The organism is Aquirufa sp. (genome assembly GCF_044342065.1).
Taxonomy (GTDB): Bacteria; Bacteroidota; Bacteroidia; order Cytophagales; family Spirosomataceae; genus Aquirufa.
Genome location: NZ_JBIIQN010000003.1, coordinates 104,662 through 118,922, shown reverse-complemented (window position 1 = coordinate 118,922; position 14,261 = coordinate 104,662). Strand labels below are relative to the sequence as shown.

The window sequence follows — 14,261 nt, the reverse complement described above, 5'->3', positions numbered from 1 at the left end:
TCCAATGTCCAACGTCCAACTTCCAATGTCCAGCGTCTAACGTCCAACGTCTAGCGTCTAGCGTCTAACGTCTAGCGTCCAAGGTCCAAGGTCTAGCGTCCAACGTCTATTCAATTACCACCGCTTTCCCGCTCTCAACATCGGCCTCCACAGCTTTGTATTTTACGTTTTCTTTGATGCTTCCATCTTGATATTGAACGGTAACGCGTTGGTTACGGTCAGCAATCTTAATCGCCTGGCGAGGTGCAACACGTTCTACTTGGCCCGCTGATGGATCGTGATATCCAGGCTCATCTTGCGCACCAGCCAATCCGCCCAATAAAGAAGACAAGGCCTCATCTTTGCTCAATTGCAATTTCGGTGCTTTCTCTTTCGGTGCTTTGGGAGCCGTTTGATTCGTCGATTGTGCAGCTGGAATTTCCGCTTTAATTACGAAACTGATGGTATCAGAATTAACGCGTGCTACAAAGCGTTGGAATAAATTTACGGCCTCAAATTTGTAAATCAACAAGGGATCTTTTTGCTCAAATACCGCATTTTGCACCGATTGCTTCAAATCATCCATTTCGCGTAAATGCTCTTTCCATTCTTGGTCAATCAGAGTCAACGTGATGAATTTCTCCATCTCTGAGATTACCTCTTTGCCTTGTGTAGCCAAAGTTTTATCAGCATCAACCACCACACCGGTAACCATATGTCCATTGGAAATTGGAACCTGAATACCGGAGAATCCTTGACGTTTTGCTTCTTGTGCAACTTGAATGACTTGTTGGGCAATCACCTCATTTTTCGACTTGTAATGTACTTCAGCCGCTAAGAACAATTTTTCGGTACGTTTATCTAGCGGCAAACGGTTAAATTCTTCAACAGAGTATGGCGGTTCGATACCCAATAATTCAATTACTTTTAATTCAAGTTCCTCATAATTTGGATAATTCGAAGTAATGTCTTGGCATACATCGAATAAAATATTGATGATATCAAGAGATAAACGCTCTCCCAACAGGGCATTTTGGCGACGCTTATATATAGCATTTCGTTGGTAATTCATCACATCGTCATACTCCAATAAACGCTTACGTATACCAAAGTTATTTTCCTCTACTTTCTTTTGTGCACGTTCAATCGATGAGGTAATCATCGAGTGCTGAATAACTTCTCCCTCTTCCATGCCCAAACGATCCATCACTTTCGCAATACGATCTGACCCAAATAAACGCATTAAATTATCTTCCAACGATACAAAGAATTGAGAAGACCCCACATCCCCTTGACGTCCCGCACGACCACGCAACTGGCGATCTACGCGGCGAGATTCATGACGCTCTGTACCAATAATTGCTAAACCACCGGCTGCCTTCGATTCCGGACTTAACTTAATATCCGTACCACGCCCAGCCATGTTGGTTGCAATCGTTACTTTACCGGATTGTCCTGCTTCTGCTACAATTTCCGCCTCACGCGCGTGCTGTTTGGCATTCAAGACATTGTGTTGAATCTTGCGAATATTCAATAATCGACTTAATAATTCCGAGTTTTCAACAGAAGTTGTTCCCACCAATACCGGCCGGCCTGCAGCTACTAATTCTTGAATCTCTTCTGCAACTGCATTGTATTTCTCCCGCACCGTGCGGTAAACTTTATCCTCTTGGTCCTTTCGCTGGATAACACGATTTGTAGGAATAGAAACCACATCCAGTTTATAAATCGTCCAAAATTCGCCCGCTTCCGTTTCTGCCGTACCCGTCATACCACCTAATTTGTGGTACATACGGAAGTAATTTTGCAAAGTAATTGTCGCATAGGTTTGTGAAGCATCCTCCACATTCACCCCTTCTTTGGCCTCAATCGCTTGATGTAATCCATCGGAATACCGGCGTCCTTCCATAACACGGCCCGTTTGCTCATCGACAATCTTTACTTTACCCTCAACTAAGATGTACTCCGTATCTTTTTCAAATAACGTATAGGCCTTTAACAATTGGTTTACTGTATGAATGCGCGATGCTTTCTCATTGTATTCCACTATTAATTGCTCCTTCTGTGACAAACGCTCAGCATCAGTAAGGGCTTTGTTTTGCTCGATTTTATTCAAATCGATTGATAAGTGAGGCAAGACAAAGAAATTGGGATTTTCGGTATTCCCACTCATAAAGGCTAAGCCTTTTTCTGTTAATTCTACTTGGTTATTCTTCTCCTCAATCGTGAATAAAAGGGGTTCGTCTGCCTGTGGCATCAATTTTTGGTTTTCTGCCAAATAGATCGATTCCGTTTCATTCATTAGTTGTTTCATGCCGTTTTCCGACAAGAATTTAATCAAGGGTTTTGACTTAGGCAACCCTCGATAAGCACGGTACAAAGCTAATCCGCCTTCTTTTTTATCACCAGCAGCGATGGCTTTTTTAGCTTCTACCAAGAAGTTTTGAACGATTTGCTTTTGAGCTTCAACCAGTTTACTTACGCGCGGTTGGAAAGCCTCAAATTCCTGCTCATCTCCTTTTGGTATAGGTCCTGAAATGATTAAGGGGGTACGTGCATCATCGATTAACACGGAGTCAACCTCGTCCACCATCGCGAAATGATGCGGTCTTTGAACCTGATCTTCCAAGCTGCGAGCCATGTTGTCACGCAAATAATCGAACCCAAATTCATTATTTGTTCCGTATGTGATATCAGCCCAATAGGCTTGACGGCGCTCATCTGTATTCGGTTCGTGCTTATCTATGCAATCTACTTTCAAGCCGTGGAATTCAAACAATGGCGCATTCCACTCTGAGTCACGTTTCGCTAAGTAATCATTTACGGTTACCAAATGTACTCCACGTCCCGCTAAGGCATTTAAATAGGTAGGTAGTGTTGAAACTAACGTTTTTCCTTCTCCTGTGCCCATTTCCGATATCTTTCCCTGATGAAGTACGACACCACCAATCAGCTGCACGTCGTAGTGGATCATGTCCCATGTGATTTGGTTTCCGGCGGCAAGCCATTGGTTATGCCAAATGGCTTTATCCCCTTCGATGACCACATTTGCTTTCTTGGCAGCGATGAATTTATCCTCAACAGTCGCTGTAACGACTAATTTTTTGTTCTCTGTAAAACGACGAGCCGTTTCTTTTACTACCGCAAAAGCCTCAGGAAGAAGTTCCAACAAAACAACTTCTAATGCTTTATTTCGTTCTTCGGTTAATTTATCAATCTGGGTAAAGTAGGTTTCTTTTTCATCTACATCCTCTGTCGCATTGCCTTGCTCACGCAAGGAGGCAATTTGCGTATCGATATCTGACAAAAAATCTTGAATACGTTGTTTGAATTCAGAAGTCTTAGCACGAAGTTCATCATCCGAAAGAACTTGCAAGCGCGCATATTCTTCTTTGATTTTTTCTACAATCGGCATGATTGCTTTGATGTCACGTTCTGATTTCGTGCCAAATATTTTTGTAATGCTTTTGCTTAGTATTGAAAACATGGTAAAATAGAGCCTATCTAGGCTTGGTCATAAATTAATTTGCAATTTACCAATTTGAATTTTTATCCTTGCTATGTTATTAGAATTAATCCAAAATTTTTACGGAATTCAAGTCATAATTCATTTGCTTTGTAGCTCAATCTAGAATTTATATGGCTGATTATCCGATTCCTCCTCGTCGTACACCGCGTAAAAAATTAAAGATGCCCATTTTTGGGGATATGTTCGGGAGTTCCTCTGATAGTGGAGGTACTAAAAATTTTTCTACCTATCTGTTTATTTTGGTGGGTTTAGCTTTGTTAAGTCAAACCATTATACCATCATTGATGGCAGAGGACGTTTATGACTCAGAATCTGAAGTGCTAGAAATGGAACTTGATGGAGCAATCAGAAAAAAATACGCTGATGCGAGCGATAAATCCGAAACGCATTACATCTTGGTTGTCGTAGAAAAAGGCGGTAAACGTAAGAAACTGGATCTTTATCGAGCTGACTCTACTTTTTTTGAGCATGTTGCTGTTCCTCAGCGACTTAAAAAAAAATCGGGTAGTTTGAATGTGCAGGTAACCCGATTCTCTAAGCCTGATACATTGCTTAAAATTTTCTTTAAGAAATAATAATTATCACTTTTTTGATAATTATAAATATCCAATTATATTCGGGCAAACAACTCTATTCAATATGCCCAATTTGACCGTTGCAAATGCGAAGCATTTGTTAGCCCGTTCACTTTTTGGTTATTCAAAAGATCAATTTCAGCAAGCTATGGGCTTCGGAACGTTGGAGGAATTGGTAGATCGCGCATTACTTTCATCAAATCCACTTCCAGCGGCCCCCGGTGCTTGGGTAAATACGACCCCAGCGCAAGCGCAACAAGATTCGGGTGATGCCGGTAGATGGTATCGTGAATTAACGTATTGGTGGTATGAACGTATGTTTAATGAAGGATTAAACATGCAGGAAAAAATGGTGCTTTTTTGGCATGATCATTTTGCCTGTGAGCGCGACAAGGTCAACTATCCTCAACACATGTATCAGCAAAATCAGCTGTTTCGCAAATTTGCTTTTGGGAATATAAAACAATTGGTAAAAGAAGTCTGTGTAGACCCTACGATGCTTATTTATTTAGATGGCAACAACAGTAGAGGTACTGGTCCCAATGAAAATTTTGCCCGTGAACTTTTTGAGTTGTTTGCTCTGGGGATAGGTAATTACACGGAGAATGATATTAGACAAGCTGCCAAAGTATTATCTGGATGGCAGGTAAGAGGTCTTTCAGCTGCTTTTGACCCTAACCGTTGGCATAAAGATGCATCTGTGACCATTTTTGGAAAAACAGCCCAATTCAATGTTAACACATTGGTTGATTGGGTATTTGAACAAAAAGCTTGTGCGGAGTTTTTATGTCGCAAAATCTACAAAGAATTTATTTATCATAAACCCGATGAAAAGTTTGTTAGTCAAATGGCAACCGTGCTTCGGGCGAATAATTATGAAATAAAACCTGTGTTACGTTTCATGTTGCTTTCAGACCATTTTTATCAAGTTTCAATTATGGCGAGTCATATTAAAGATCCTCAAGAATTGATGGTAGGGACTTTGAAGGCTTTGCAAATAAAAACACCGGATTTCATTAATCTTTATGATATGTCTAAAACGTTGCAAATGCAATTGTTCCAACCGCCTGATGTGGCCGGTTGGCCAGGACAAAGGGAATGGATTAGTTCGACCACGTATTCCTACAGAGGAGGCTTCACCGACTCGATTTTAAGTGGTAGGCGATTTAATGGTACAGCTGTTAAAGGAAAACTGGAGGCCTTAGCCTATGCAAGAAGTTTTGCAAATTGTGAAAATGCGGCTTTGTTTGTTAATGATGTTATTGATACCCTAATTTTATTTCCCCTATCGCAATCTAAACGCCAATTCTTGTTGGATACATTACTCGATGGTACCATTGCGGCAAATTGGTCAACCTTTACGCCACAAGCCGATGCCCGTATTTTGAGGTTGTTAAAAGCAATCATGCGTTTACCTGAATATCAACTGAACTAGGCTATGAAAAAACAGATAAATCGCAAAGCTTTTTTACACCAGATGGCCGTTTTGTCGGGTGGTGTTGGAATTGGTTTAACTGGTGTAACCGGTAAGGCTTTTGGACAAATCCCGGCTGCTCATGCGGCAAATGTTCAAGCGGGAAAGGTACTTGTTATCATCCAACTTGGTGGTGGGAATGATGGGTTAAATACGGTAATTCCCGCTGAGGATGATATATATCATGCAGGAAGACCCACCATTTCTATAAAAAAGGAAGTTGCGTTAAAACTCGACCAAGGGATGTATTTGCATCCATCAGCGGTAGGGATCAAAAGACTTTACGATAAGGGTCAGGTCAGTATTGCGCAGAATATTGGTTATCCCAATCCCAATCGATCACATTTCCGCGCAACTGATATTTGGAATACTGGGTCAGATGCAAATACGCTCTGGGATGAAGGATGGGCAGGCCGTTTTTTACGGACTCGGTACCCCGAATTCCCCGTTTCTTACGCAAAGCATCCTATGGCTGTACAATTGGGCTCTGTAGAGTCCCTGTTGTTTCAATCGGATCAAGGTGGATTTAGTACGGTTTTTGAAGATCCTAATTTGTTTTACCAACTAGTCAGTGGAACACCCTCTGATACCGATATTCCACCGGCTACCTTGGCTGGTGAGGAACTCGGATTTTTGAAACAGATTGCTGCCGCTTCGGTACAATATGCAGGTGTCATACGTGACGGGGCTAATAAGGGCAAAAATTCTGTTACTTATCCATCCACGAATTTAGGTAGGCAATTTGGTATTGTATCAAAATTGATTTCGGGCGGGTTGGAAACACCCGTTTATCTGTTGAATATCGGTGGTTTTGATACGCATGCGAACCAATTAACCCAACATGCGAATTTGTGGAAAACGATTTCAGATGCCGTTACCACTTTTCAGTTGGACATGGATAATCAGAATCTCTCAGATCGTATTAGTATCATGACGTTCTCTGAATTTGGTCGACGTGTGAAACAAAATGGTACAGCTGGTACAGATCATGGTACAGCAGCGCCCATGTTTTTTATTGGAAAAACTGTACGAGGAGGCTTGATTGGAGCAAATCCCAATCTGAAAGTATTGGATAGCAATGGTGATATGAAGTTTAATTTTGATTATCGACAAGTTTACAGTACCGTTTTACGGGATCATTTGGGACTTGATAATGTTCGAACCCAGACAATTTTCCAATCCACCTTTGAACGATTACCAATCTACAAGAATTCGACTGAAGTATTACCAGATGCAGCTAAAATGGAGTTAATGGTGCCGTGGCCAAACCCTGCCCGTGGCACAACCCTTTTGCAATATGGTGTATTCGAGGAAGCAACGATTTCTTTGGCATTATTCGACTTACAAGGTCGGGAGCTCAAAATTATCGATGCGGGTCTACGGAAGGTTGGATCATATTCTGCACGGATTGATTTACAAAGCTATGCTTCAGGGCACTATTTGATAAGTCTGAGTTCAAATCGTGCTGAGCGAATTACGCATCAATTGGTGATTGAATAGATTAATTGTTATCTTCGAAACTTGAATTTGACACAACAATCCTATGTGCCTATTCGTTGTTGGTAAAAAGCTAAGTAAATCTATGTTTCGATTCTTCGTTGTCGCGTTATTGTTGGTCGCTTTGTGTCAAACAGATTCGAGTGGTCAAATGTGGTTTTTAGGCCAAAAAGGAAAGAAAAAATCGCCATTCCCGGTATTCAAAAAACACACATCTATGTCTTTTGGTGTAGGTTCATCACATTATTTAGGTGATTTGGTGCCTATTGGAGGGATAATGTCTGTCGGGCTACAAACAACGCGTTGGAATTTAGGTGTTAATTTTACCCGTCACCTTTCGCCTAATTTCAGTGCAAATTTGGGGCTTAATTATATTCGAATTGCTGGGGATGATAGCTATTTTTCTTCACCGGGAATCTTTGAGACTAATTTCAATCGAAATTTGCATTTCCGAAATGATATCAAGGAATTATCTTTGGTAGGGATTTATGAAATTGGAGGAAATCCAGAGAACAATTTGAAACGCAATGCGGTTTCTCCCTATGTTTATTTGGGTGTTTCGGGTTTCATGCATTCGCCGGACGCTAGAACAGCAGCATTTGTCGATGGGACAGGAAAGTTAGTTCAAGGAAGTTGGTTATCCGAAAGTGGAGGAGGTTTGTTGGACTACCGAAATGAAGGCGTTGAGTATTCACTTGCCAACGTGTCAATCCCCTTTGGCGTCGGTTTTCGATACAAAATCAATAGTAGCATAGATGTTGGTTTTGATTTTGGATATCGAATCGCTTTTACGGATTATTTAGATGATGTAACTGATAATCGGAGTTCGGTTGTACCAGGACCGTCGATGCTGTATACGGATCGTTCCGGTGAATCATATGCCGCTAATACCTTGATTAATCGAATAGTTCGCGTTCCTGGTGCTCCTAAAATTTCTACTGGCCCGGACCAATATTTTACTACACAGGTTCGAATTATCTATCACCTGAAAAATAAAATTGATTGCCCGCCCTTGCCTAATTAATGAGAACCGTTTTCATTCTTTTCTTTCTGCTTTTTGGCGCTTTTTCGTCAATAGCACAACGCTGGTCAATGTCTGCTGGTGCTGGGACAACTTTGTATAAGGGAGATTTATCGAATTGGCATTTGAGTCCTCGTTTATCCCAACTAAAAACGCTAAATGCAGCGGTTAATTTTCAATTACGATATCAACCCAAGCAGGCCATAGCCTACCGGGCAAGGTTAAATTTTACTGGATTGGATGGGGATGGGGCAAATTATCCATTACCCAGTATTTCTTATTCTACGAATCGTTTTTCAAGTCCTTTGATTGAATTTTCGGGATTGGTTGATTATAACCTTAAGGATTACCAAGCTAATCGAAATATTCGAAATTGGACACCTTACATCTATGGGGGGCTTGGTTTTTTATTTGTTAGTCCGGAGGGGAATATTCCCAATCCTAAGACCTATTTTACTTGGGCAATCCCTTTTGGGGTGGGCGTAAAGGCACAAATAAATAACCGAATTGGATTACAATGGGAGTTCGGGACGAGTAAATCCTTATCGAATATTTTGGATGGCCAGCCGGCTTGGGGAGAGCAGGCAAGAATTTTCACCTTGAATAAATCTGATCAATATTTACAAAGTTCATTGTCATTAACCTACTCATTAATTTCTGTTTATTGTCCACGGGATTAAAGTTTTGAATAAGGGGCGGGATTCGTTATCTTTGTCTCTTGTATTTTCTATTAACTGCGTTGTGAGTCAAAAATTAAAAGATTCTATAGATGTAAACAATCTGCCGGTGCATGTCGCCGTTATCATGGATGGTAATGGGCGATGGGCAAAACAGCAAGGCTTTAAGGATCGTATTTTTGGTCATCGGCATGCTATTGCTGCTGTTCGGGAAACTATTGAAGGTTGTGGAGAGCTTGGAATTAAGTATTTGACCTTGTACGCATTTTCAACGGAAAACTGGAATCGTCCACTCGCGGAGGTAAAGGCTTTGATGAGTTTATTGGTTAGTGCGATTCATGACGAGTTACCTGGGATGATGAAGAGTGAGATTCGCTTGAAAGCGATAGGTGATATTGAGAGTTTGCCTAAAAGTTCTCAGAAAGAATTACAGGCCGCCTTGGATCTAACAGCAGATAATCAAGGATTAACGTTGGTTTTAGCTTTGTCATATTCCGGTAAATGGGATTTAACGCAAGCCACACAAAAAATTGCATTGAAGTTGGCAGCTGGAGAAATTAAGCCAACTGAAATTGATTCGAATTTAATTAACGAACATCTTTCGACGGCTGGAATGCCAGATCCGGATTTGATGATTCGGACGGGTGGAGATCACCGAATTAGTAATTTTATGCTTTGGCAATTAGCCTATGCGGAATTGTATATTTTTGAAGAGTTGTTTTGGCCAGATTTTAGAAAAATCAATTTGCATCAAGCGATTGTAGATTTTCAGATGCGTGAGCGTCGTTTTGGTAAGACAAGTGAACAAGTTAAACGTGAGGGTTAATCCCGGGTAATGAAAAAAGACATTTACATGAATTTTCGTAAAGAATCAAAAGGGTTTCGGTTGTTGCAGGCATTTTTGCTTGGATTGATTCTTTTTATAGCTCAAACTGCACAAGCTCAAATTTTGGGTGGTCGTCTGTTTAGTACTTCCAGTGCACCCGCATCGACTTTTTCTTGGTCGGATCCCAAGGAATATGAAATTGCTGACATTGCGGTAACTGGTTCTCAATTCTACGATGGAGCTTCCATGATTAATATTTCGGGACTTCAAAAAGGTGATAAAATTAAAGTGCCGGGTGATGCTGTGGCTACTGCTATCCGTAAAATTATGGATCAAGGGATTTTGGAAGAGGTAGAAATTTTTGCATCCAAAGTGGAAGGCGATAAAATTTGGCTTCAAATTGAATTAAAAGAACGCCCAAGATTGTATGCCATAAATTACGTAGGAATACGTAAAGGAGAACAAGAAAGTTTAAGTGAGAAGGTTAAGACCTATAAAGGAAAAATCATTACAGAAACGCTTAAAAAGAATTTAGAATTAGCTATTCGTAAATACTATCAAGAAAAAGGGCGTTTGAATATAAAAACAAAGTCCACAATTCGTGTGGATACTTTACGTGGAAATAACGCCACATTGGTTGTCAACATTGAGAAAGGAGAGAAGGTAAAGGTTCGTAAGATTGTATTGAATGGAATTGATGAAAAATCACGCAACTTGATTTTACGCAAGATAAAGAATACAAAACAAGTACGTTTTGGTCGGGTGTTCAAACCCTCCAAATTTGTACCTAAGAAATGGGATGAGGATAAGGGAACCCTGTTAGATGCGATGAACAAATTGGGTTTTCGTGACTTTCAAGTTAATGGAGATTCAATCGTAAAGGTTGATCAAAAGTTGGTTGATTTATACATAAACCTCGTTCAGGGTAAAAAGTACTATTACCGTAATATCAATTTTGAAGGAAATTACATTTATCCCGATTCAGTCTTGAGTATGGTATTGGGCGTAAAAAAGGGAGATGTGTATAATACTGAGGAATTGGACAAGAAAATGCAAGGAAATCCTGGTGATGACTTGAGTTCGGTCTATATGGATAATGGGTATTTATATTACAATGCTGAACCTGTGGAGTCTGCTATCGAAGGGGATTCTATCGATTTAACCATACGAATCAGTGAGGGTAAACAAGCTACCATTAATAAGGTAATCTTAAATGGTAACACGAAGACCTCAGACCACGTGGTTATGCGTGAAATTCGAACCCTTCCTGGTCAGAAATTTAACAAATCAGCAATTATACGTACGGTTCGAGAACTTTCAACGATTGGATATTTTAACCCTGAAAAAATCACGCCTAATCCACAACCTCGTCCAGATGGAACGGTGGATATTGAATATAATGTAGAGGAAAAACCATCAGATCAGATTGAGTTGTCAGGTGGTTGGGGAGGATTTATAGGTTTCGTAGGAACCTTGGGTGTGGTATTTAATAATTTCTCTGCGAAAAACGTTGGGAATTTGAGTGCCTGGCGACCTTTACCTGCAGGAGATGGTCAAAAATTAGCGGTACGTTTTCAAGCGAATGGCGCTGCTTATCAAAACTATAGCTTTACGTTTACTGAACCTTGGTTGGGTGGAAAGAAACCTAACTCATTCTCTATTTCGTTAAATCGTAGTGTATCGTATCCATATAAATTCAGAAACGCAGGTTTTGGTGGAGGTGGTTTCGGTCAAGGCGGATTTGGTGGAGGCGGATTTGGTGGTGGTGGATTCGGTGGTGGTTTAGGCGGCTTTGGCGGTGGCGGTTTAGGTGGTTTTGGTGGAGGTTTTGGCATGAATTCATTTTCAGTTCCCGATTCTTTAGTAGATGCCCATTTTAATGTAAACTCGATTACCTTTAGTTTAGGAAAACGCTTGAAATGGCCAGATGATTACTTCTCGCTAAGTAATTCATTAGCATTTTCTCAATTTGATGTTGATCGTTATTATACATGGGCTTATCCACAAGGTTTGTCGACCTCTATTACTTTAATGACCAACTTTTCTCGGAATAGTATTGATAATCCCACATTCCCACGTATGGGGTCAAGTTTCTCATTCAATGCTTCGCTAACTCCCCCTTTCTCCTTGTTAGGAGGTAACAAAGATGGAAGTTTAATTGAGTACCATAAATGGATGTTTGATGCGAGTTGGTTTACTCCATTATTTGGCAAATTGGTTCTACATACACGAGCGCATCTCGGATTTCTGGGATCTTATGGTGGAGCGCCCACCACGCGATTTGAACGTTTTGATTTAGGGGGCTCTGGTATGGTTCAAGGCTTTGCCTTTAACCGGGATATTATCGGTTTACGTGGATACAAGGATCGTGTAATTGGACCTTCGGGTTCCTATGGTAATGGGGGTGTGGCCTACAACAAATTTGTTATGGAGGCGCGTTTCCCAGTTTCATTGAATCCTTCAGCGACAATTTTCGTATTGGGATTTGCCGAGGGAGGAAATAACTTCGCTTCAATGACAGACTATAATCCATTTAATTTATATAAATCAGCAGGATTCGGAGCGCGCATATTTATGCCGGCATTTGGAATGATTGGTATTGATTATGGTTTTGCTTTTGATAAGCCACGACCTGGTGATTCAGATTTTGGCCGACAAGCATTTACATTCTCAATTGGCCAACAAATTCGCTAGTCAATATTATCAATGAAAAAGTCAATTTTTTTCTTAATTTTGGGAATTATGTTCTTGGGTCAACGGACTTATGGACAAAAGTTTGGCTACATCGATACGGAGTTTATAACCAGTAAAATGCCTGAGTACCAAAAGGTACAAGAGGTTTTAAATGAAAAAACAAAGGCTTGGATTAAAGAAGTAACAGATAAGCAAGCTTTAGTAGTCCAAATGGAGAAAGAGTATCATTTGGAAGAGTTGTTATTGACCGATGAGTTACGCCAGCAAAAGCTTGCTGCCATTAAGGCAAAAGATCTTGAGCTAAAGAGCTTTCAAGAAAGGGTTTTTGGTGATGAGGGCGAATTGTTTAAAGCCAAACAAAATGCCATGAAGCCGATATTAGATGAAATATCAAAAGCTTTGGAGCGAGTAGTTCGTCAAAAACGATTGGATTTTGTCTTTGACAAGGCAAATGACGGTTTAGCATTAATTTATACGAATCCAATTCATGATTACTCTGATTATGTTTTGGAAGAATTGGGATTGGAGTTAGATCCGAATTTAAAGAAATAATAAGATTATAAAACAAAAAACAACTAGATTAAATTTTTATGAAAAACAAACTATTCTTAGCTATGAGCCTTGTGTTCGGAATGGCTATTTTACCGGCAAAAGCACAAGTTAAAATTGGATTTATTAATGCTGATTACATCCTAAGCCAAATGCCTGAAGCTAAGCAAGTGGAAGAGGATTTGAAAAATACGCAAAAGCAATATGAAACCCTTTATCAAGGTAAAGTGAAGGATTTTCAGGATAAATTGGCGGTTTTTGAGAAATTAAATGCGGATCCTAAAACAGCTGATATCATCAAGCAGGACAAGGAGAAAGAATTACAGAATTTGCAAACCTCTATCCAAGAGTTTCAGCAAAATTCTCAAACGTCTTTGCAAAAGAAGCAAGCACAATTGTTACAGCCCTTGTTGAAGAAAGTAGAAGAGAACATGCATGCAGTAGCGAATGAGAATGCCTTCACTTATGTATTCAACTATGATGCAGGAATGGGTACAGCTCCAATTTTATTGCACTACCCTACAGATGCTAATATGTCTGATTTGGTATTGAAGAAAATGGGTATTACCCCTAAGCCGGCTACAACACCCGCTGCTGCTGCTCCAGCAAAAAAGTAAGCCCCGGATTTTACTGGAAAGCCCCGATGCAAATCGGGGCTTTTTTTGTTGAACTTCTAACGAAGCGCTTACCCCTCTTCATTCTCACCTCTTACCAAAAGTACCTTACTGTCTGCAAGATAGATGTGGTTAGAATAACCCCCAATACGATATATTGAAACTTCCTCTCAGGAATAAAATGAAGTACCCTTTTGCCGGCATAAGTCCCCAAAATTGAAATGGTTATCAAGAATGGAATATAAATGATATGTTCTTGATGAAAATATCCGCTCATTATATAAACGATTGCCCTGCTCGAATCTACCCCCATGTCAATTAATGCTGATGTAGCAATGAAGGCATCTTTTTCGAGATTAAACGCCGCTAAGGTGATGCCGCGAATAGCACCCCCTGTCCCAATTAAACCCGCTAAAAAGCCTGAAAGAGTTCCACCTAGGTATAAGTTGGTATTGGATTCCTTAAGACTTTTATGGCGGCCAGTCATTAGGTAAATAGCGAGTAACAAAATGATGATGTTCATCCCAAACTCAATTTCTTTTTGTGGAATGTAATTAGTCAGCCAAGCGCCAAGCGTAACAAACAAGACGGCTGGGATACCCAATCGAAAGGCAATCTTTTTGTTGATTCCTTTTTTGAACAGTACTATTTTAGAAAGATTGCTAAATACATGAAATACGGCTGTGATGCCCAAGACAATTTTAAAATCGAGGATAAATGATGCTAAAGGAACAAACAAGATTGATGAACCAAATCCAGAGATGGTTCCTATGATTTCAGCAAGGAGGGCCAATATAAAGAATATGAAATATTGCCCCATGGTTTA

The 14,261-nt window shown here is 40.2% G+C and carries 11 protein-coding genes; 9 read left to right on the top strand and 2 right to left on the bottom strand.

Annotation, left to right across the window (positions count from 1 at the left end):
- Positions 1-106: 106 nt before the first annotated feature.
- Positions 107-3,466: a preprotein translocase subunit SecA gene (gene secA / locus ACIQZ2_RS02290; RefSeq protein ID WP_395767216.1), complete on the bottom strand. Its 3,360-nt coding sequence runs from the start codon at positions 3,464-3,466 to the stop codon at positions 107-109.
- A 152-nt stretch (positions 3,467-3,618) separates the two neighbouring features.
- Between secA and ACIQZ2_RS02285 the strand changes: the two genes are divergently transcribed.
- From ACIQZ2_RS02285 to ACIQZ2_RS02245, 9 genes are all read left to right on the top strand, one after another.
- Entirely contained in the window at positions 3,619-4,083 is a 465-nt protein-coding gene (locus ACIQZ2_RS02285) for a hypothetical protein (protein ID WP_395767215.1), read from the top strand.
- 64 nt (positions 4,084-4,147) lie between these two features.
- Complete coding sequence (locus ACIQZ2_RS02280) at positions 4,148-5,518, top strand: DUF1800 family protein (protein WP_395767214.1); 1,371 nt, start codon at positions 4,148-4,150, stop codon at positions 5,516-5,518.
- A 3-nt stretch (positions 5,519-5,521) separates the two neighbouring features.
- Complete coding sequence (locus ACIQZ2_RS02275; protein WP_395767213.1) at positions 5,522-7,057, top strand: DUF1501 domain-containing protein; 1,536 nt, start codon at positions 5,522-5,524, stop codon at positions 7,055-7,057.
- 82 nt (positions 7,058-7,139) lie between these two features.
- Complete coding sequence (locus tag ACIQZ2_RS02270) at positions 7,140-8,078, top strand: hypothetical protein (RefSeq protein WP_395767212.1); 939 nt, start codon at positions 7,140-7,142, stop codon at positions 8,076-8,078.
- On the top strand, positions 8,078-8,755 hold the full coding sequence (locus tag ACIQZ2_RS02265) for a DUF6089 family protein (protein ID WP_395767211.1): 678 nt from the start codon (positions 8,078-8,080) through the stop codon (positions 8,753-8,755). Before ACIQZ2_RS02270 ends, ACIQZ2_RS02265 begins: the two co-directional genes overlap by 1 nt.
- Positions 8,756-8,816: 61 nt before the next feature.
- Entirely contained in the window at positions 8,817-9,578 is a 762-nt protein-coding gene (locus ACIQZ2_RS02260; protein WP_395767210.1) for an isoprenyl transferase, read from the top strand.
- Between the two features lie 9 nt (positions 9,579-9,587).
- Positions 9,588-12,272 carry an outer membrane protein assembly factor gene (locus ACIQZ2_RS02255; RefSeq protein ID WP_395767209.1) on the top strand — a complete coding sequence of 895 codons (2,685 nt, stop codon included), beginning with the start codon at positions 9,588-9,590 and terminating at the stop codon, positions 12,270-12,272.
- Positions 12,273-12,284: 12 nt separating this feature from the next.
- Positions 12,285-12,824, top strand: coding sequence for an OmpH family outer membrane protein (locus tag ACIQZ2_RS02250; protein ID WP_395767208.1), 540 nt, complete (start codon positions 12,285-12,287; stop codon positions 12,822-12,824).
- Between the two features lie 38 nt (positions 12,825-12,862).
- The gene (locus ACIQZ2_RS02245) at positions 12,863-13,438 is read left to right on the top strand and encodes an OmpH family outer membrane protein (protein ID WP_395767207.1); all 576 of its coding nucleotides are present in this window, start codon (positions 12,863-12,865) and stop codon (positions 13,436-13,438) included.
- Positions 13,439-13,529: 91 nt separating this feature from the next.
- Here the strand turns inward: ACIQZ2_RS02245 and ACIQZ2_RS02240 are convergent, their stop codons facing one another.
- Positions 13,530-14,255 carry a sulfite exporter TauE/SafE family protein gene (locus tag ACIQZ2_RS02240; protein ID WP_395767206.1) on the bottom strand — a complete coding sequence of 242 codons (726 nt, stop codon included), beginning with the start codon at positions 14,253-14,255 and terminating at the stop codon, positions 13,530-13,532.
- Positions 14,256-14,261 lie beyond the last annotated feature (6 nt).